Origin of the sequence: Sorangium sp. So ce295 (assembly GCF_051527405.1) — a bacterium.
GTDB lineage: Bacteria > Myxococcota_A > Polyangia > Polyangiales > Polyangiaceae > Sorangium > Sorangium cellulosum_B.
On record NZ_CP150324.1, the window covers coordinates 9,716,313 to 9,736,100 of the forward strand.

A 19,788-nucleotide genomic window follows, 5' to 3' on the forward strand; every position below is an offset into this window, starting at 1 on the left:
GCAGGAACGCCGGCGTGACGCGTCACACATCACGCGACGGGCGGCGGCGGCGGCGGCGGTAGCGAGGGCTGTTCGCCCTCGAGGCGCCGGCGCACGTACCCGAGGTGCAGGTAAAGCTGGTAGAGAGCCGCCATCGCCCCGAGCGGGACCGATACGGTGGCGAGCTTCTCCTCCAGCTGACGGAGCGTCGCGATCATCTCCGCGCGCCGCGCCGGATCCGGCGGGCCGGCGAGCTCCCGCTGCGCGCGGCGCAAGATCTCGTAATGGCGGTAGATCCGCGCGCTGATCCGCCAGTTGTACAGGGGCTGCGCGATCTTGAAGATGGAGAAGATCACCGTCGCCAGCGGCAGCAGCATGAGCTTCAGCCGGCTCACCATCGACGCAGGCCAGAACGGCAGGACGCGCTGCAGGAGCAAGGGCCCCTCCTCGAGGTAACGCCGCGCCTCGGGGCGGAGCGGCGCCTCCACGAACCGCGCGGACGGGAACTCGCCGGGCGCGTCGAGGAGGTTGCCCGGCTCGTGCGCGGCGCGCGCCGCCTCGATCAGGAGCGGGACCAGCGCGGGGTGGAGCGTCGCGTTGGCGACCAGCGCGGCCGGCGGGGCGAGCAACGGGCTCGGCGCGGGCGGGATGTTGCGCTCGAGGTCGAGCAACCCCTCGCTGAGCACGACGCTCGTCAGATAGGGGTAGCGGCGCGCGTAGCTCTGGTGCTGGCGCAGGGTCATGAGGCGCACGCCATCGGCGCGGATCAGCTGCTGCACCTGCTCGGAGCCGGGGCCGACGATGAAGAAGGCCGCGTCGATGCGGCCGGCCTGGAGCGCCTCGGCCGCCTGCCGGTCCGGCAGCCCCTCGAAGGGCGCGCCCGCCGCGGCCTGACCGGCCGCGGTGACGCCGCTGTCCGCGAGCAGCCGCTGCGCGACCACGCGCGTGCCGCTCCCCTCGGGGCCGATCGAGAGCCGCTTGCCCGCCAGATCCGTGAGGCGGTCGTAGGGCCGGTCGCCGCGGTGGAAGATCCAGAGCGGCTCGCGGTAGACGCTGGCGAGGCTGCTCAGGCGGTCGCGCGCGTCGGGCGGCATGGCGCCGCCCTGCACGAAGGCGACCGAGACCCCGCTCGCCGGATCGAGCAGGAGCGCGACGTTCTCGGCCGAGCCCGCGGTCTCGCGGATCTCGAGCGCGATGTCGAACCCGGCCAGGTACGCGCGGTACCGCTCGGCGAAGGCGTGATAGCGGCCCGTGGGCTGGCCGGTGGCGATCGTCAGCCGGCGGGGAGGCGGGGGCTCTACGAACAGCAGGTACGTCGCGACGAGGGCGGTGAGGCCGACGAGCAGGAACGGGGTCCAGACGCGCAGGAGCTCCCTGCGGTAGCCTTCGGCGATCCTGCGGCGGAAGAGGAGCCTGATCATGAGCGGATCGGCCGGAGATCCCCGTCCGGGCACGGCCCCGCGCTCGCATGGAGCGCAGGGGGCGTCCACGCGGCCGGAGGGTGTCCGGGGGCGGATGATGCCCCGGCCGATGCCCCCGGACAATGCCGTTGTTCGACGGACGCCGGGGATCGCGCGGTGTCTCAGGCGCCGACCGCGCGTCGAGGCGATCGTCCGCCAGGCGCGGCGGCACGGCAGCCGCAAGGCGCTCGCCGGTCCGGTGGCCGAGTGGTTCCGCGACCGGGCGCTGCCGCTGTTCCTGCGGCTCGGCGCGGCGGCGCAGGCGCGCGTGCACGCGTACCGGATCGACTGGGAGGCGCGGGCGGCGTAGCGCCGGGGGGGCGTCAGTCCTTGTCGTCCGGCTGCGCCACATTGTCCGGCACGCCCAGGGCGACCGGGCCCATCCCCTTGCTCTTGAACTGGTTGTGCCAGAGGCTCTTGCCGGTGAGCGAGAAACACTCCACCTCGCCCTGCTTGGCGACGAAGAGCCGGTCTCCCTCCAGGAGGAGCGTGGCGCGGCCCTGCGTGGCGGCCTTCACCTCCCAGAGCAGCTCGCCCGTCGGGTAATGCAGACAGGCGACGTGGCTGAAGCTCGCCGCGTAGATCGCCGCAGGCGTGATCAGGAGCGCTGTGGAAGAGAAACCGACCCCGGCCTGCTTGTACTCCCAGAGCACGCGCCCGGTGGCCGGGTCGACGCCGAAGATCTGATCCCGGAACGCCGCCACCAGCACCGGCGCCGCCGCGATTGTTCGGTATTCGCTCATACGTCCCCTCGCTTCCTGATTGCGCCCAGCGAGCTATCAGCGGGGGGCGGCGCGGCAAGCTGCGAGCACGTGCGGGGTCGCGAGCCGCGCGCACGGCGAAGATGCGAGCTCGCATGGGCGGCTGGCGGAAAGGTGATGCGGGGGTCGTCCTCGAAGACGAGGAGCGAGGCGCGCCCCGTGTCTCGCGCGACGCGCGCCTCGTTGCGGCCTCGTAGGTCCTGGACGACGTGGTGGTGGACGCCTTCGCCATGGCAAAGATACGCCTCCTTGTCGGGGCCAGCGCCCCTCGGAATGAGGGGCCGGAGGATCGACGAGGGTATCGGCGAACAAGGTATTGGCCAGAGGAGAGCGCGAGTCGGTCGCGCCGCGAAGAAGCGCTCGGGCGGAGGGCGGGGAGAGGCGGTGTGCCGCGCATCGAATCGAGGGGGCGGCGGGCCGGCCCTACGGCGCGGGGAGCCCCGGCGCCGCGGGCAGCGGGCCCGGAAGAGGTGAGCGAAGGAAACAGCGCGCTGCAACCACAAGTGGCGCGCGAGACGACGCCGGGGCTGCACAGGAGACCCATCGGGCCTGCGCAGGAGCCAGACGATGGTGACGAAGGACACCAACGTGGGCGCGCAGGAGGGGCGCCAGGGCCGCTCAGGACGAGGACAAGTGCAATGCAGGACACCAACGTGGGTGCACAGGAGAGCGCCCAAGCCGCGCAGGAGGGCCTGCGGGGCTGCGCAGGAGACCCACCGGGGCCGCGCAGGAGCGCGCCGGGGCTTGTCCAGGAGGGTCAATGGGCTGCGCAGGACGGCCGGCGGCGCTGCGCAGGAGGGCGCCGGGGCTTGTCCAGGAGGGCCGGCGGGGCGCTGCTCACGCTGATCTTCGTCACGCCGCTCCTCGCCGCGTGGACGCTGGGAGAGCGTGCTGGAACGAGAGAGCGTCGCCTCCGAGACCGTGACTTGACCGAGGTCGAGCCCGATCCCGACACCAGTGCAGTTGTCGTCAATGGTGGAGAAGTGGACATGGCCCGTCCGGGAGCCCCTGTTCGCGCACGCCGCACCGGGCCCCTGTCACGGGCGGTGGACAGGTGTCAACGGCGCGTGACGATCGGCGCCGGATCCAGCGGCGCGATCGCCCGAGGAATGCGCGTGGGAAGGGGTGGAATGGCCATTGCTACAAGGCAAAGCGTAAAGCGCACAGCGTACAGGGACCGGCAACCCTGAAAGGACGAGGAGAACACGATCATGAGAAATGGACTCGCCACCGCATTCCTCTCGCTCACCGCGCTCGCTGCGATGGTGAACTGCACCTCTGTCAACGGCGGCTCCGCGACAGGCCCAACCCCATCGTGGATCGCGTGCGATGGGCTCGACGAAGCCGCCTGTCTCCTGCGCGACGACTGCGCTCCGCTCTACGGCGCGGGCTCGGACACCACGTTCGTCAGGTGCGCGGACGGCGCCCTCACGTGCGATGTCGACGCGTGCGGGCCCGCGCTCGGGACGCCGTCCTGGGAGTGCGCCGACGGCTCGATCGGCGGGAACACGGGCCGGTGCATCCCTCACCCGGATGGCACCTGCGGCTGGGAAGTCCGGGAGTGCCGGCAGCCCGTCTGCGACGTCGACACGTGTGGTGAGCCGCCGCCCGTGGAATTCTGGACATGCCCGGACGGAACCCGCATCTACCCTGCATGCACGCCGACGGACGGGGACTCCTGCGGCTGGGTCTGGGTTTTCCCGGCGTGCCCTCCGGACGTGAGCGGCGTCTGCGGCGTCGACGGGTGTGGTGAGCCGCCGCCCGCGGAATACTGGACATGCCCGGACGGAACCCGCATCTACCCTGCATGCACGCCGACGGACGGGGACTCCTGCAGCTGGGTTTTCCCGGCGTGCCCTCCGGACGTGAGCTCGCGCTGATCGCGCTGCTCGCCGGCGCTCCAGCGCTCGTCGCGGGGTGCGCCGGGGCGACCGGCGAGGCGCCCCGCACGCCGCGGCCCGGCGTCCACGTCGCGCTCATGCCCGCCGCATGGGCCACCGAGGCGAGCGTCGAGGGCGTCGACGGCGACAGCGCGATGGCGTCTGCGCTCGCGCGGCGCGGGGGCGCGCGGGTCTCGCTGCTCTCGGCGCGGCTGTCGCGCAGCCCCGGCTGCGCCGACGACGCCGCGTGCGTGCGGGAGGCGGCCCGCGCGCTCGGCGCCTCGAAGATCGCCCGGACCGAGCTCGCGGGGCTCGGCGCGACCGTGCTCGTGCGCGGCGCGATCGTCGACGTGGAGACACAGATGAGGGAGCAGCTCATGCAGGAGGTCGTGCACGACGCGGATCCGGCGCGGGTCCGCGCCGCGATCGAGCGGCTGGGCGAGCGGCTCGCGAAGCCCTGGGCGCCCCTCCCGCCGGGGCCGCGCCGCGCCTGGTACGAGGAGCCGTGGCTCTGGGTCGGCGTAGCCGCCGCGGCGACGGCCGGCGCCGCGGCCGGGATCGGCGTCGCGCTGAGCAGCGGCGAGGGCGACCCCGACGTGGTGCTCACCCCGCCATGAGCCGGCGCCGGCGCGATCCTCCGGCGCGCGAGCCTGGGCAGGACGCCGCGAGGGGAGCCTCTCCCGCCCCCCGGCGCGCGCTCGCGCTCGGCGCCGCCGGGCTCGCGCTCGGCGCGGCAGGGTGCGCGGAGCCGCCCGCGCTCGACCTGATGCTCGTGCCCGATCCGAACGTGAACACGACCGAGCAGCTCCTCGCGCACGTCCAGCAGGCCGTGCTCGTCGTCGACGCCGAGGAGGGCCTCTACGCCCCGGGCGAGGAGCGGTCGCAGGGCGGCGTGCAGGTGAAGAACGCCGACGTGGATGCGGCGCTCGAGCTCGTATTCACCCTCTCGATCGAGCGGGAGCGGCTCCCGATCATCCGCATCGAGCAGGGCGGTCTACCCGACGTCTCGCTCACTATCCGGGTGCTCGGCCTGCAGGCGAGCCCGGCGCCGGGCAGCTTCGTCGCGCGCGGCGAGCTGATGGGGGCGCGCCTCGCGGCGCCGCCGCCGAGGATGACGGTGCCCTTCAACCTGCGGCCGGAGGTGAGGCCGCCTCGCGTCGAGCGCGTCTTGCCCGACGATGGAGGCGTCGCGCTCCGATGTGCCGTGCCTTCGCTCGTCATCTCCTTCTCGCGCCCCATCGACGAGGCGAGCCTGCGCGCGCCGGGCGCCGTCGCGATCACGCCAGATCCAGGGCCGATCTCGGTGGCCATGGATCCGTCAGGGCTCGTCGCAAACGTCGCCACGCCGAGGCTCGTGGGGGTCGGCGGGCTCGCGTATCGCGTCGCCATCGCCAGCGCGGTACGCGATCTGGCAGGGCAGCCGCTCGATCAGGTCGCGGCAGAAGCGGGCGCGCAGGGGTATCTCGGCGACTTCTCCCTGTCCTGCGAGCCGCCCCCGACGGATCCGACCGAGCCCCCGTGCGCGCCGGACTACGCGTGTCCCCTGGGCGCCGCGTGCGTCAGCGGGGTCTGCCTCCCCAGAGACTGCCCCGCGCCGTGCCCGGGAGGGCGCGTGTGCGATCGGCTGCGCGCCCTGTGCGTCGACGACTGTCGCGCCGACGCGCTCTTCTCGCCGTGCGCTCCGGAGCACCGCTGCGACGCCACGAGCGGGCTCTGCCGCTGACGGCGCACCCTCATCGCGCGAGCTCCGCGAGGAGGGCGTCGAGCTCGGCGTTCGTCGCCTCGTAGCGCCTGTCGAGGAACGACTGCAGCGCCGCCGCGGCGCGGCCCTCGGCGGCGCGCGTGTCGGCGCCGCGCGCGCGCGCGGCGCGAAGCAGGGCCCCCACCCGATCGAGCTTTCGGCGCAGGATCTCCTGGTCGAGCCGCAGCCCGGCGGTGGTCGCGACGAACGTGCCGACCTCGGAGGCCGCCGCGGCGACGTCCCCCTCGGCGAGGGCAGCCTCGGCGCGCGCCGCGGCGGCGCGCAGGCCGGGCGGGAGGTCCGCGGCCTCGATCCCGCGCTTCGCGAGCGAGGCGCGGGCGGCGTCGAGCCGAGCGCGCAGCGCGGCCGCGCGCTCGTCGACCGGCGCGCCCTCCAGCCTGGCCGGTGGCGCAGCGAGGGCTTCGCCGGCTTCAGCGCGGGCGGGCAAGCCACCGTCGGCGGCAGACGGCGCGGAGGCGCCGCCGGAAGGCGCGGAGGCGGCTGCCGCGGCTGCCCCTCGGGCCGGCGGGAGGCCGCCGAGGGGCCATGACGCGCTCGGAAAGGACGCTTTCGCCGCGACCTCCCCGGCCGCGGGCGCAGACGGGACGCCGGCAACGCTGCCCCCGCTCGACGCCGTGGCGACCGGAGCGGTCCCAGCCGCGGGCGCGGACGGAACCTCGGCGGCCGTGCCTCCGCTCGCCGCCGTCGCGACCGGCGCGGCCCGCATCGGGATCGCACGCGACGCCGCTCCGCCTGCGCGCAGCATGCGCTCTCCGGCCAGCGCGCCGGCGAGCAGCGTCGCGGCGAGCGCGGCGACGGCGGACCACGCCGCGCGGGCGGGCTGCGGGCTCCCGGCGCGGGGCTGCCCCGTCTCGGAGGAGGGCGCGGCGCGCGGCGGCTCCGGCGGCGGCGCCGGGGCAGGGTCGGGCGCGCAGGGCGCCGGTCCGGGCAGGGCAAGGGCCTGCGCGCCGCGGGCCAGCCAGGCCCGCTCGTCGCCCCGGAGCTCGGTCTCGAGCAGCGGGGCGAGCGCGCCGCGGAAGGCGGCGGCGGTTGGGAATCGTTCCTCGGGGAAGCGCGCCAGCGCGCGGGCGAGCACAGGGTCGAGGCGCGGGTCGCCGCCGAGCGACGAGGGCGACCGGCGCGGCGGATCCTCCGCTGCGCGCAGCAGCGAGAGCTCGTCGGCTGCGTCGAGCCAGGGCCGGCCGGTCACGAGCTCCCAGAGGAGGATCCCAGCGGCATACAGATCCGCGCGCGCGTCCACGCTCGATCCGGTCACCTGCTCGGGCGCGAGATACGCGAGCTTGCCCTTGATGACACCGGTCCGCGTGCGCGCGTCCCGGAGGCGCGAGCGCGCGATGCCGAAGTCGCCGAGCTTGACGGCCCCATCGCGCGAGACGAGGAGGTTCTCCGGCGTGACGTCGCGGTGCACGATCCCGAGCGGACGGCCCGCGGCGTCCGTGGCGCCGTGCACGAACGCGAGCACGTCGAGGAGCGTCGCGGTGACATGCAGCGCGACGCCGAGCGGCACGGCCTCCCCGGCGCGGCGGGCGGCGGCGAGGATCTCGGCGAGCGTTGCCCCTTCGACGTGCTCGAGGACGATCCATCCGCCCATCGCGTCCTCGCCGTGCTCCAGCGTACGGACGAGGGCCGGATGGACCGGCGTCGCGAGCGCGCGCCCGAGCTCTGCCTCGTGCACGAAGGCGCGGACGAGCTCGGGATCGCCCCGGTGCTGAGGCAGCATCCGCTTCAGCACCGCGCGGGGGGCCCGCTCGCCGCGCACGAGGAACACCTCGGCCATCCCGCCCACGGCGATGCGGCGCACGACGAGCCAGCCGGGGGCGGCGGGGACATGGAGGTCGCCCTCGGCGGCCGGCTCACTCGACCCGGAGGCCATGCTTCTGCATCAGCCGATAGCACGACTGGCGGGAGAGCCCGGCGAGCCGCGCGGCCTCGGAGACATTGCCCTGCGCCCGCGCGAGGAGGTGCTCGAGGTAAGCTTGCTCGAAGCGCTCGGTCCATGTCCGCTTCGCCTCGTGGAACGGCTCGCCGACGGGGATCGGCAGGCCGCCGAGCTCGGCGCCGCCCGGAGCCCCGCTCGAGGTGCCGAGCAACGACGCCGCCGGGACCCCTGGGAGCGTCAGGAACCGCTCGACGACGTTGCGCAGCTCGCGCACGTTGCCCGGCCATGTGTGGCTCGCGAGCAGCTCGAGCATGGACCTGGGCAGATCGATCGGGGCGCCCGGCGCGAGCTTGCCGAGGAAGTGGCTGACGAGCCGCGGGATCTCTTCCTTTCGCTCTCGGAGCGGCGGGAGGCGGACCGTCACGACAGAGAGCCGGAAATAGAGATCTTGCCGGAAGCGCCCGGCGCGGACCTCGGCCTCGAGGAGCCGGTGCGTGCAGGCGATGTACCGGACGTCGATGTGCCGCGGCCTCGGCTCGCCGAGGCGGCAGACGGTGCGCCCCTCGAGCGCGCGGAGCAGCTTCGGCTGGAGCTCGAGCGGGAGCTCGCCGATCTCGTCGAGGACGAGCGTGCCGCCGTGCGCCGCCTCGAAGAGGCCCTCACGGGCCTCGGTGGCGCCGGTGAACGCCCCGCGCGCGTGGCCGAAGAGCTGCGCCTCCAGCAGCGTCGGGCTGGCCGCGCCGCAGTCGAGGATCACGAACGGCCCATCGCGCCGCGGAGAACGCTCGTGGATGGCGCGCGCGGCGAGCTCCTTGCCCGTGCCCGAATCGCCGAGCACGAGCACCGTCGCGTCGCTGCGGGCCGCGCCCTCGAGGATCGCGAAGGCGGCGCGCATCGGCGGGCTGTGGCCGAGCAGAGCGCCGAAGTTCATGGCACGCGAGAGCGGGAGCTCCCGCGCCCCCTCCTCGAGGGTGAAGGAAAGGCGCGTCTCTCCGGCGCGGATCTCCGTGGCCTCGTCGATCCAGACTTCGCCGGTGCGCCGGCCGTCGACGAACGTCCCGTTCGTGCTCCCGAGATCGCGCAAGCGGAAGCCGAGGGGCGTGGCAGCGATCTCGAGGTGGCGCGCGCTCACCGCAGGATCCGCGAGCGTGAAATCGACGTCATCGCCCGCGCCGACGACCACCGGAGCAGCCTCGACGGCGATCGTGTGGCCCGCGCTCGGCCCGTCCACGGCCGTGAGGCGGCCGCGGGGGACGACGAGCCGCGGACCGCCTGCCACCTCGATCACACGGGTGCCGCGGGCCTCCGGTTGTACGCTGCGCTTCGACACAAGGGCCTGACCGTAGCGTACCACAGGCCCATCGGCGCTCGATCGTTGTGCCTGGCGAGGCCCGCCGGCCGCCGATGAAGCACAGCGTGAGGCCGGTGAGCAGCGTGGGCGACCGACGTACCGGGCGACGCTGCGCACCCAGCACGCGCGCCGCCTGCTCCGCGAGACGACGCTGTCGAACCAGCAGATCGTCCATGCCGTCGGGTTCGCCACGGTGCAGGCGTTTCGGCGCGAGACCGGGGCGACACCGTCGTCTGTCCGCGCGCGGCTGCGGAAGGAGTCGAGGCCGCCATCGTCATGACGGTGGCGCTCGAGCCTCCAGCGACCCCGCCGCGGCGATCCTCACCGGACGGTGAATTTTGGCAAGCGCTGTCGCATCTAGGGCGGGAAGCGACGAGCTCTGGACCGTGCAGCTCGACGGGCGCAGCGCGGCCCGGCGGGTCTCCGGGCAGAGCGGATGTGCTCGCTGCCGCGTGCGCTCCGGTGCGAGCGCCCCGAAACCGAGGAGGAACGATGCGCCTTCCATGCAGTATTGGCTTTTTGCTGTTCCGTACGCTTGGCTTGTTGTTCGGCTTCGCGCTGCTGCCCGATGCGGCGCACGCGGCCACCACCGCGATCACGTACACCATCGCCCACGCCGATTGCGTCGCGGCCAGCGGCTTCGCGCTGTACATGAACGGCACGCTGCTCGACACCGTGCCAAGCTCGAACGACTGCGAGTGCAACGCCTCGCCGCTCCGGGTGAGCATCACCGATCCGGCGTTGCTCGCGCTCTACAACCCCGCGAGCTGTAACGACTTCCAGGTCGCGTTGGTCGGTGATGAGTACGTTTCGTGGGGCTACGTGCGCGTCGACGTCGCGTCGGACGAGGGAGCGGCGTCAGCGTGTCTGTTCGACGCCAACCCGACCCGCACCGGCGTGCGCTGCGCCAACCGGAATATTTGCGACGGCTACGTGTCCACCGCCCAGTTCATGGGGAGCGGGGCCAGAGATGGCGACGGCGTCATGGCGGGTGCGGGCACGGGGTGCGACAACTGCTTTGACGCCTACAATCCGGACCAGAGCGACGCCGACGGCGACGGGGTTGGTGATGCCTGCGATCGCTGCGTGGGCCCGGGGTCGGACGACAGCGACAGTGATGGCCTCTGCGATGGGGCGGACAGCTGCGTCGCGACCGTCAACCCGGGCCAAAGCGACGCCGACAGCGACGGTGATGGCGTCTGCGATGGGGCGGACAACTGCATCGCGACCGCCAACCCGGACCAGAGCGACGCGGACGGCGACGGGTTCGGCGACGCCTGCGACAACTGCGTGGGCACGCCGAACTCCCGCCAGGAAGACAGCGACGGTGACGGGCTCGGCGACGCCTGCGCGCCCTGCTCAGGATGGGACGACTACGACTATGACGGGCTCTGCGGAGGTGCGGACAACTGCGACTACTACTACAACCCGGACCAGCACGACGCAGACGGCGATGGCGTGGGCGACCCCTGCGACAACTGCGCGGACACGTCGAACCCCGGCCAGGAAGACAGCGACTGGAACGGCCACGGCGACGCGTGCGACTTCTGCTACGCGTCCGGGGACACCGACTTCGACGCCGACTGGGCCTGCGACTCGGTGGACAACTGCCCGGGCCTCCCCAACCCCACGCAGGACGACAGCGACGGCGACGGGTACGGCGATTTCTGCGACGAATGCAGAGGCCCAGGGTGGTACGACTACGACTATGATGGGGTTTGCGACGGAGCGGACAACTGCGTGGCCACGCGGAACTACGACCAGGCCGACGCCGATGGCGACGGCCGGGGCGACGCCTGCGACAACTGCGCGACCACGCCGAACCTCAGCCAGGCCGACAGCGACGGGGACCGTGCGGGCGACGCCTGCGACAACTGCGCGGCCGCGCCGAACCCCAGCCAGGCCGACAGCGACGGTGATGGCGTCGGAGACGCCTGCGACAACTGCGCGGCCGCCCCGAACCCCGGCCAGGCCGACAGCGACGGTGACGGCGCCGGCGACGCGTGCGACCCCTGCGTGACGATCCAGCGGGGCACCTTCGGCCAGGTGGCGGACACGGCGATCTGGGCGCTGTACCCGAGCTACAACGAGGGCAGCTCTTCCTATGTCCACACGGGCCTGAGCAACGGCGCGGAGAAGAACGCGCTGTACCGCTTCGAGCTCGACTCCATCCCGTACGGGGCCACCGTCGCGTCAGCCACGTTCAGCACCGCGCTCTACAGCTCCGGCACGGGCGAGATCCGGGTGCACCGCATCAACGCCTCCTGGGCGGAGTCCACGGTGACCTGGAGCAGCTTCGCCGACAGCTTCGAGCCGGCCGTCGAGGCGACGTTCCTCGGGGCGTCGTACGGCGTCGCGACCGTCGACCTGACCGCGCTCGTCCAGGCGTGGGTCGACGGCGTGCACCCGAACCACGGTTTCCTCCTGGAGGAGGACCTGACGGCGCTCACCAGCTACCGTTCGAGCGAGCACGGCATTCTCACCGACCGCCCCTCGCTCGAGGTGTGCTTCCACTGACCGCCTCCTGACCCCGGCCGCTTCCGCCGCGTCGCGGGCCCGCCGGTCGAACGGGGCGAACCGCGGCGGCATCAGAGCCGCGTGCTGGCCCCGGAGGCCCCATGCGTCTCCCTCGGACGCTCGAACGTCACGGCGCGGGCATGACCAGGGTCAGCCCATCGTGCGCGCCGAGCTGCGACGTGATGATGGTCTGCATATAGTCATACGTCGGGTCGTAGGTGTACAGGAACCCGTCCTGATCGATCTCCCAGAACTGGTCGGCGATCGGATCGTACGCGAAGCCGCCGGCGTTGGTGGGCTCCTGATATGCCAGCAACGACGCGGCGCCGTTCGCGACGTCGACGGCGAGGAGGGCTCCATAACCGGCGACGAACCCGACGAGCTGGTCGCGGGTGGTGTCGTAGGCCATGCCGTCGTAGTTTCTGGGGGGCGTCCCGAGGAGGGTCGCGGCTCCGGTCGCCCTGTCCAGCTGGTAGAACCCGGGTTGGCTCCCACGCGCGCTGCCATACAGGTTGCCAGTCCTCGGATCGAGGCCGAGCCCGAACATCTTGTCGACGCCGTGGATGCCCACCAGGCTGGCGGCCCCGGTGGCGATATCGACCGTGTAGAGTCCATTGCTGGCGCGCCCGTCGATCATCCACAGGGTGCCGGTCGCCGCCTCCCAGGCGAGCTCGCCGATATCGAAGCTCACGCCGAGCGGACCGACGTCCTCGAATTTCCGCGTCCGCAGGTCGAACCGGCGAAGCATGTCGTCCTCCTCGCGCACGGTGTAGAGGAACCGGCGCGTGCCCTCGATCTGGCAGGTCGCCGAGCAGCCGTCGCCGTTGACATGGCCGCCATCGTCGCACTCCTCGCCCGGACCGACCCTGCCGTTGCCGCAGGGGGACTCGGGGACGCACGCGCCGCTGACGCATATCGACTCCGCGGTGGCCGGGTCGCCGTCGTCGCACGCCGTGTCGTCGGGCGCGTTCGGGTTCGTGCAGAGCCCCGTCCTGGGGTCGCACGCGCCCGCGACGTGGCACGCGTCCGGCGGCGCGCAGGTCACGCCGGCGCAGAGGCTCGGCTCGCAGCTGTAGACGACCGTGACGCGCGCGAACGCCCCGCCGAGCTCCGCGCTCCGGCTCAGCCCGTCGCAGCTCGGCGCGGAAATAGTCACGGAGTTCACCCCGCCGAGCACGTACGAGCTGAAGTTCACGTCGGGGAACGAGGCGAGCCCGTGCTCCGAGTCACAGGTGCACGATCCGATAGGGTCGAAGTTGCCAATCGCGGCGCCATTGAGCGACACGGCGCGGACGCCGGCCTCGAAGGAGCAGTCGATGCCGCTCTCGAGCGCGACGTCGACCCGGCGCACGGAGGAGAGCCCGCGCCCGAGATCGTGCCACTGGAACCCGTAGTCGCCGCACCCGTAGCGGTGGGTTTCCGTGTCATCGCAGCGCTCCTCCTGGTTGATGAGGCGGTCCGCATCGATGTCGTAGCTCGTCGCGCATTCCCCGTCGGGGAGCTGGATGGAGCCGTCGGGGCAGGTGCAGTCGCAGCGCTCGGCCGATACGTGGATGTAAAAGTACAGCCATGTCGACGCGCCGTGCACGTCGGTGGCCTTGACCTGAAGGGTGTAGACGCCCGGCGTGTCCGTCGAGAACGTGCCGACGGGCCCAGGAAGGCCGAGGACCGGGGAGGACCCGCTCACCTTCGAGCCGATCTGCCAGGTAACCGAGATCGCGTCGCCATCGGGATCGTCTGCGTCCACGGTGATCGTGGCCGTCTCGCACAGGGTGATGAACTTGCTGGGCGCGATGTCGAGGCTCTTGATCTTTGGCGGGGAGTTCAGAGTGACCACCGCGTCGAGGAGGCCGTCGGTATCCCCGCGGCACTGGGACACGAGCATGACTTCCCTCGTCCACTGCCCAGGGACATCCACCACCGTCTCGGCAGGAGCGCACTCTTCCGACGGCGAAGCGTCGTGCATCGGCGTCGCGCAGACGCGGTAATTGCCGCGAGGCAGCACGAACGTGCCCTCCGCGGCCGCGTGCGTCCCGGAGCCCGTGACGAGGTGGTCGTCGTAGGGCACGTCGCCGGCGAGGGGCACGTCGATGTCGAGGGCGCTGGTCGCCTCCGCGATCGCCGTGTCCCTGCAGGTGCTGCTGGCGCCGACGACCTTGTAGTGGACCGCCGTCACGTCGTGCCGATCGCCCCGGATCGCGAGGGCGGCACGGATAACCCCGGTCTCCGCATCGTCACCTCCGTCGATCCCCTGTTGGCCGCACGCCGGCAACGCGAGCGCGAGCGCGATGGCCGTCGATCCTTGCGCGAAGTCTCTTCGTCCCCTTCTCATCCTATCACCTTCCTGCGTTCTTCTCTTGGGTGGTGTGGTCTCGACGCTCGAGCGCCGGCGATCCGGAGATCGAGGTCGCTCGAGGATTTCGCCGTTCGTGCACGTCATTCCGGCGATGTCAGCGCGTGAGTCGCCTTCATCGTCGTCGTTCCCTGCATGGACAGGAGCCCCACCGAAACGTAAGTCCTTACGGGGACTGAGATGCTTGCAGGTCTGCTCGCATTCAACCTCGCGCACGTGCCGTGGCCTGCGGCCGTGGATGTTGTTCGGCGCGGTCGCCTCCCTCGATCCCGGGAAGCTCGTTCGCGGGCTGTGGCAGAATGCCTCTCTGGAGCCAGGGCGGGTGGCCGGCGGGGAGGCGGCCGCGGCGCGCTCGATCCCTGCGCGCCCGTCCGCGAGCTGCGTCAAGCCTCAAGCTCGATGGAGTTCCATCCGTTCCGCGTCGCGGCGCTCGAGGGGGCTGCCCCCGAGATCAAGCGGCCTCCCTGAGCGCTCACGAGCGCGCGGGGCGCTCGTCCGCCTCGCCCAGCGCGCGGGACGCCCCCTCCCGGATCCCGCGGAGCACCGCCTCGACGTCCCTCTCCGCGCCCAGGGCGAGCCCCCGGTCCGCGAGCGCGCGCGCGGCGGCCGGGTCGCTCCCGGCGAGCGCCTGCTCCGCCGCGTGCAGGTAGAACTCCACCGCGAGCCGAGGCTCGCCGCCCCGCTCGAAGTGCTCGGCCAGCACCTTGGCGTCGTGCTCTCCCGCCTGCAGCAGCCACTCGGCGGCGAGCCGGTGCCCGAGCGCGCGATCGTGGTCCGGCAGCATCGCGTAGCAGCCGTCGCGGATGAGCGCGTGCCGGAACGCGTACTCCTCCTCGTCCGAGAAGCGGCTCTGCTCGCGGCGCTCGAGCAGCTCGCGCTGGAGCATCCACGGCAGCCAGTCCACCGCGAGCGTCGACCCGCCGGCATCGCCGAGCAGGGCGAGCGCCCCGGTCTTCCAGAACGCCTCGCCGAAGACGCTCGCCGCCCGCAGCAGCCGCCGCGCCTCCGCGGGGATGGCCTCGAGCCGCGCCTCGACCATGCCCAGGATCGTCTCCGGCAGCCTGTCCGCGCGCCCCTCCGCGACCGCCCGGATGAGCTCCTCCAGGTAGAAGGCGTTGCCGCTCGCGCGCTCGACGAGGCGCGCGACCTCGGAGGGCGGGAGCCCGTCGCCGAGCATCTGCCGCACGAGCTCCTCGGCCGCGCGGCGCGGCAGCGCGCCGAGCGTGATCTCGTGGACCTCGCTGCCCTCCCAGAGGACGGGGAAGACCTTCCGCACCTCGACCCGCGCCAGGTAGAGCACCGCGAAGGGCCGGTCGTGGAGCTCCCGGAGGGCCCGCGCGATGAGCTTGAGCGACGCCGCGTCGCCCCACTGGATGTCCTCGAGCACGAGCAGGTACGGCCCCGCCGCGCACGCCGCCTCCATGAAGTCGAGGTAAGCGAGCGGGATCTGGTCGGCCATCAGGGCCGGGCTCTGCCGCGCCTCGAGGAACCTCGGATCCGCCTCGCCCGGGAACGGCGTGCCGACGATCTCGCCGAGGAACGCGGCGATCCGCGTCCTCTCGCCCGGCGTCAGCGCCTTGGCGCGGGCGACCAGCGAGAGGAGCCGCTCCCGCTGCGCCGGGGCGGGCTCGCCGCCGGTGATCCCGGCCGCGCCCCGGAGCGCGGAGCCGAGGAGCGAGAACGGCGAGCCCGCGCTCAGCGAGTCGCCTCGGCCGACCGCGACGGTGAGCTCGGGGTGCCGCTCCCGCAGGATCTCGATGAGCTCGTACCGCAGGCGGGATTTGCCGATCCCGGGCGGCCCGGTGATCAGGATGGCGCGGGGCTCGGGCCCGCCGAAGCTGTCTTCGAGGAGCTCGCGCAGGTTCCGGAGCTCCCTGTCGCGGCCGACGTAGGGGCTCGGCTTGCCGAGGAGCGTCCGCGCCGACCGGCCGACCTCGCGCTCATGCAGCAGGAAGAACGTGCCGGGCCGCGCCGGCTCGATCTCGAACCGCGCGTCGAGCAGCGCCCGCGTCACGTCGTCGATCCACACGGGCGCGGGCCTCCGCTCCGGGCGCGCGTCGCGCTCCGCGAGCGCGAGGAGCGCGGCCGCGCGGTCCATGACCGGGCCGACCGGGAGGCTGCCGGTGTGCTCGGCGCGGCCGGTCGTGAGCACGACGGAGGCCTCCGGCACGACCTCGACGAGCTTCAGGGCGCACCGCGCCGCGCGCGCGGCCTGCAGGGCGGCGTCGCCCACGCCGGCGATCGAGAGCACGATCGTCCCGTCGGCGAGCGCGTCCACGCGGGCCCCGAACGGCTGCGCGCTCGTGTAGAGCTTCCTCGTGAGGTCGCTCGGCGCCGCGGCGACGAGCGTGCTGGCCGCGCTGTCGCAGGGCGAGAAGCGCGGCTCCCGCGCGGCCACCAGCGAGAGCAGCCGGAGCTCGCACGCCGTGATCGCCTCGTACAGGACGGGGGGCGCGGCCAGGCCGCTCGTCGGATCGCGCTCGAGGGCGTCGAGCGCGTCGATGACGGCCGAGCCGTCGCGCGGCCGCTGCTCCGGGTCCTTCGCGAGCATGCGGGCGACGAACTCGTCGAGCTCCTGCGGCACCTCGGGCCGGAGGTTCCGCACGCGCGGCGGGTCTTCCATGAGGAGCTTCGCGAGGAGGGCCATCACGTGCTGGCCCTGGAACGCGGGCCTGCCCGTGAGGCACTCGAAGAGCACGGCGCCGAGCGAGAAGATGTCGGCCCGCGCGTCGAGGCGGTCGCGCTCGCCGGTGGCCTGCTCCGGGGCCATGTAGCCCGGGGTCCCCATCACCGAGCCGGTCTGCGTGAGCGCGCCGATGGTGCGCTTCATCCGGGCGATGCCGAAATCGAGCACCTTGAGGCCGACGACCTCGCCGCCGACGAGCAGCAGGTTGCTCGGCTTGACGTCGCGGTGGACGATGCCCCGCGCGTGCGCCGCCCCGAGCGCCTCGGCGGCCGCGCGGAGCAGGGCGAGGCTCTCCTCGAGATCGAGCTTCTGCCGGGCGAGGCGCTGCGCCAGGCTCTCCCCTTCGAGCCATTCCATGGCCAGGTAGGGCACCCCGTCGGGGGTGATGCCGTGGGCCACGTGCCGGACGATCCGCGGGTGATCGAGCTCGGCGAGGATCCGCGCCTCGTGCTCGAAGCGGTGCGCGGCGCTCCGGTCGGGCTGGCCGAGGAGCTTGAGCGCGACCTGCGCCCCCGTGGCCCGGTCGACGGCGCGGTAGACCGTCCCCATCCCACCGGAGGCCGCGACGCGCTCGAGCTGGAAGCGGCTGTCGATGACCTCTCCCGGGCGCATAAGGCGGAGGATGCACCGGCGTCGAGCCGTCTTCAACGGTCCGGCGGGGACCCGCCCGTCGGTGTGCGGCTATACGCTCGCGCGGCGCGCCAGGCGGTGAGTCGCGCTTCAGCTCTTCGGGATGCGCCATGTCACGCCGGCGCGGAAGAAGAGCACGTTCGGGATGCTCTGCCCGCCTCCGGGGATACCCTCGTCCTCGTCGTTCATCGGCTCGTAGCGACGGAACAGGCTGTGTCCCGCCTGGGCGGTCACCCACACCGACGAGAAGGCGCGTACGCCGAGGGTCACGCCCGCGGTCGCGACCGAGTAGGCGACATGATCGAGGCACTCCTCGGGCCGCGCCGCCCGCTCGTCCTGCTCGGTCGCCGGGTCGTCGGCCGGCTGGGCCGCGCACGGCCACGCCCCGGTGACGCGCGGGTCGCGCACGGCGTAGGCGTTCCCCGCCAGGTCCGCGCGCAGGCCGACCTCGACGCGATCCGAGAACAGGAGCTTCACGGCCGCGAAGCCCGGCAGGAAGGCCTCGACGCGGAAGAGGGGGCTCGGCGTCCAGTCGACGTACGCCGCCGGCAGCGGGAGGAACGAGCCGAAGCTGTACGACGCGAGCGCGCCGCCGCCGAGGACGAGCTTCTCCGAGAGCGTGCGGGTCACGAGCCCGAGCGCGCTGACGCGGACGAGCCCGGCGTCGAAGGCCTCGAAATCGCCCGCGAGCCCCGGCGCGACGCGCAGCGAGAGCGACCAGTCGTCGGGGAGCAGCTGGACGAACAGCACCGGGACGTCGACGGCGTGGAAGGCCCGGAGCTCGTCGAAGCCGGGCGGGGCGCCGGCGTACGAGATCGCCTCGACGTGGTACGTCGCCCCCGGGATCAGGAACGTCCTCTCCCCGAGGGGGATCGGCGCGTTGGCGTTGACCTCGTACGACGAGACCTGCGCCCGCACGGGGCGCGGGTCCTCGATCGCCGCGCCCGGCATGTACTGCGCGCTCAGGTCCACGAGATCGGGGAGCTGGGCCCACGCCGCGCCCGGCGCGAGGACCGCGAGCAGCGGCGCCAGGGCGAGGAGCCGCGGGGGGCGCGCGCTCCGGCGGGAGGGGCCCCCGCCGGGGCGCTCGTCCGTGGAGCGCGCGGCGGCGCGATCGGCGGGCCTCATCGCGCCACCCGCTCGTCGAGCCAGTCGAACAGCCGCGCCTGGGCGAGGAGCTGGTTGCCGCCCTGGCAGTGGACCTGCGACGCCGTGCCCGCGTCGAACACCATCATGTGCTTCGGGCACGTGAGCGCGCCGTAGAGGCGCTCCGACTCGCCCGGAGACGCGTCCTCGGCGCTGCCCTCCATGATCAGCGTCTCGCAGCGGATGCCCGCGACGCCATCGGCGTTGTCGTACTTGCGGAGCTCGTCGATCACCTCGTGCGGCGTCGAGACGCCGTGCTTCCAGGTCACGTCATCGAAGTACCAGCGCGCGTCGGGCAGCACAACCGAGGCGGCGTCGATGGCGCGGTCGAAGGCCGCGGGGCCGCGCGCGTGCAGCTCGAGCAGGCCGGGCATGGACGCGAAGTGGCGCAGCATCGCGTCGCGCCAGCTGACGACGCCGGGGTTGGCGACGAGGGCGCGCAGGCGGCGCTCGCGCGAGGCGGCCCGCGGCGCGAGGTAGCCGCCGAACGAGAGGCCCATCAGGACGAACTTGCCGGCGTCGAGCCGCTCGTCGCGCTCGGCGAAGTCGAGCACGCGCCCCACGGGGACCTCCCAGTCGGGCCGGAAGGGGTGCCCGTGGAGGCGCAGCGAGGCGCCCTGGCCCGGGCCGTGGAACGAGAGGACGTGGTAGCCCCGCTCGAGCGCGCCGTCGACGACCCACATGGTGTCCTCGGGCCACGCGTGGAGGCCCTGCTGCAGCACGATCGTGGGCGCGCGCGCCGCCCCGGGCGCGTAGTGGACGCGGCCGTGGAGCACGCCGTTCTCGTAGGGGAGTTCGACCTGCCGGGAGTCGTAGCCCCGCATGCGGAGCGCCCGGTCATGCAGGTCGAGCCCCGCGATCGTCGCCTCGACAAGGCGCGGGTCGGAGCGATCCGCGTAGCGCATCAGCCCGGCCCGGTAGTACGCGCCCGCCCGCAGGAAGTGCGACGCGGCGCTGCGCGCGTGGCCGCGGGCCTCCGCCTCCTCGCCGTAGCCCCGCACCCGCTTCGCGGTGGCCAGCCACTGCTCGAACCACGAGCGCTCGTCGCCAGGGAGGATGCGGGTCGCGGTGTCGAGCACCTCGCCGACGTCGGTCAGCCCCATCGACGCGAGGCCGAGCCAGAACACGATCTGCGCATCCATGACGGGCTGGCCGGTGAACTTGAACCGGTGCCAGACGGGCGCCGCCTGGCCCCGCCCGAGCGTGTCGTCGCCGTGGAACCGGGCGGACGCGACCTCCTGATCGACCCCGCGGCGGCCCGCCGCGAACCCGAGCGCCGCCGCGCCCCCCGCGACCGCCGTGCGGGTGAGAAACCTCCGCCGATCGAGCATCGGTGCACCTCCAGCGCCTGGCAAAACAAGTGATTCAAACATATGTTTTAACA

General features: G+C 73.1%; 13 protein-coding genes and 1 pseudogene. 6 read left to right on the plus strand and 8 right to left on the minus strand.

Going from position 1 to position 19,788, the window contains the following annotated elements; translation table 11 throughout:
* Positions 1 to 29: 29 nt before the first annotated feature.
* Positions 30 to 1,400 carry a TAXI family TRAP transporter solute-binding subunit gene (locus tag WMF11_RS36920; RefSeq protein WP_437974083.1) on the minus strand — a complete coding sequence of 457 codons (1,371 nt, stop codon included), beginning with the start codon at positions 1,398 to 1,400 and terminating at the stop codon, positions 30 to 32.
* A gap of 109 nt (positions 1,401 to 1,509) precedes the next feature.
* Between WMF11_RS36920 and WMF11_RS36925 the strand changes: the two genes are divergently transcribed.
* Positions 1,510 to 1,749: a hypothetical protein gene (locus WMF11_RS36925; protein WP_044966436.1), complete on the plus strand. Its 240-nt coding sequence runs from the start codon at positions 1,510 to 1,512 to the stop codon at positions 1,747 to 1,749.
* A 13-nt stretch (positions 1,750 to 1,762) separates the two neighbouring features.
* Here WMF11_RS36925 and WMF11_RS36930 read toward each other — a convergent pair whose 3' ends face one another.
* Positions 1,763 to 2,182 (minus strand): outer membrane protein assembly factor BamB family protein, encoded by a 420-nt coding sequence (locus WMF11_RS36930; RefSeq protein ID WP_437294447.1) that lies wholly within the window; start codon positions 2,180 to 2,182, stop codon positions 1,763 to 1,765.
* 1,229 nt (positions 2,183 to 3,411) lie between these two features.
* On the opposite strand from WMF11_RS36930, the gene WMF11_RS36935 reads away from it, so the two are divergent.
* Genes WMF11_RS36935 through WMF11_RS36945 form a run of 3 tightly spaced genes read left to right on the plus strand, consistent with a single transcriptional unit; the run spans position 3,412 to position 5,803 of the window.
* Positions 3,412 to 4,080 (plus strand): hypothetical protein, encoded by a 669-nt coding sequence (locus WMF11_RS36935; protein WP_437974084.1) that lies wholly within the window; start codon positions 3,412 to 3,414, stop codon positions 4,078 to 4,080.
* Positions 4,053 to 4,697, plus strand: coding sequence for a hypothetical protein (locus WMF11_RS36940; protein WP_437974085.1), 645 nt, complete (start codon positions 4,053 to 4,055; stop codon positions 4,695 to 4,697). The genes WMF11_RS36935 and WMF11_RS36940 overlap by 28 nt, the downstream gene beginning before the upstream one ends.
* Positions 4,694 to 5,803: an Ig-like domain-containing protein gene (locus WMF11_RS36945; protein WP_437974086.1), complete on the plus strand. Its 1,110-nt coding sequence runs from the start codon at positions 4,694 to 4,696 to the stop codon at positions 5,801 to 5,803. Before WMF11_RS36940 ends, WMF11_RS36945 begins: the two co-directional genes overlap by 4 nt.
* A 10-nt stretch (positions 5,804 to 5,813) precedes the next feature.
* Here WMF11_RS36945 and WMF11_RS36950 read toward each other — a convergent pair whose 3' ends face one another.
* Together WMF11_RS36950 and WMF11_RS36955 are read right to left on the minus strand one after the other, a co-directional pair.
* On the minus strand, positions 5,814 to 7,715 hold the full coding sequence (locus WMF11_RS36950) for a serine/threonine-protein kinase (protein WP_437974087.1): 1,902 nt from the start codon (positions 7,713 to 7,715) through the stop codon (positions 5,814 to 5,816).
* Positions 7,696 to 9,051, minus strand: coding sequence for a sigma 54-interacting transcriptional regulator (locus WMF11_RS36955; protein ID WP_437974088.1), 1,356 nt, complete (start codon positions 9,049 to 9,051; stop codon positions 7,696 to 7,698). The genes WMF11_RS36950 and WMF11_RS36955 overlap by 20 nt, the downstream gene beginning before the upstream one ends.
* A 127-nt stretch (positions 9,052 to 9,178) precedes the next feature.
* Here WMF11_RS36955 and WMF11_RS36960 point away from each other — a divergent pair.
* A pseudogene (locus WMF11_RS36960) lies at positions 9,179 to 9,352 on the plus strand (helix-turn-helix domain-containing protein); the annotation flags it as partial.
* A gap of 260 nt (positions 9,353 to 9,612) precedes the next feature.
* On the plus strand, positions 9,613 to 11,589 hold the full coding sequence (locus tag WMF11_RS36965; RefSeq protein ID WP_437974089.1) for a thrombospondin type 3 repeat-containing protein: 1,977 nt from the start codon (positions 9,613 to 9,615) through the stop codon (positions 11,587 to 11,589).
* Between the two features lie 127 nt (positions 11,590 to 11,716).
* Here the strand turns inward: WMF11_RS36965 and WMF11_RS36970 are convergent, their stop codons facing one another.
* The 4 genes from WMF11_RS36970 to WMF11_RS36985 all read right to left on the minus strand — a co-directional run bounded on the left by WMF11_RS36970 (position 11,717) and on the right by WMF11_RS36985 (position 19,735).
* The gene (locus WMF11_RS36970) at positions 11,717 to 13,921 is read right to left on the minus strand and encodes a PKD domain-containing protein (RefSeq protein ID WP_437974090.1); all 2,205 of its coding nucleotides are present in this window, start codon (positions 13,919 to 13,921) and stop codon (positions 11,717 to 11,719) included.
* Positions 13,922 to 14,414: 493 nt separating this feature from the next.
* On the minus strand, positions 14,415 to 17,240 hold the full coding sequence (locus WMF11_RS36975) for a serine/threonine-protein kinase (RefSeq protein WP_437974091.1): 2,826 nt from the start codon (positions 17,238 to 17,240) through the stop codon (positions 14,415 to 14,417).
* A 108-nt stretch (positions 17,241 to 17,348) separates the two neighbouring features.
* A complete protein-coding gene (locus tag WMF11_RS36980) occupies positions 17,349 to 18,386 on the minus strand; it encodes a DUF6268 family outer membrane beta-barrel protein (protein WP_437974092.1) in 1,038 nt (345 codons plus the stop codon).
* Entirely contained in the window at positions 18,383 to 19,735 is a 1,353-nt protein-coding gene (locus WMF11_RS36985) for an alpha/beta hydrolase family protein (RefSeq protein ID WP_437974093.1), read from the minus strand. The genes WMF11_RS36980 and WMF11_RS36985 overlap by 4 nt, the downstream gene beginning before the upstream one ends.
* Positions 19,736 to 19,788 lie beyond the last annotated feature (53 nt).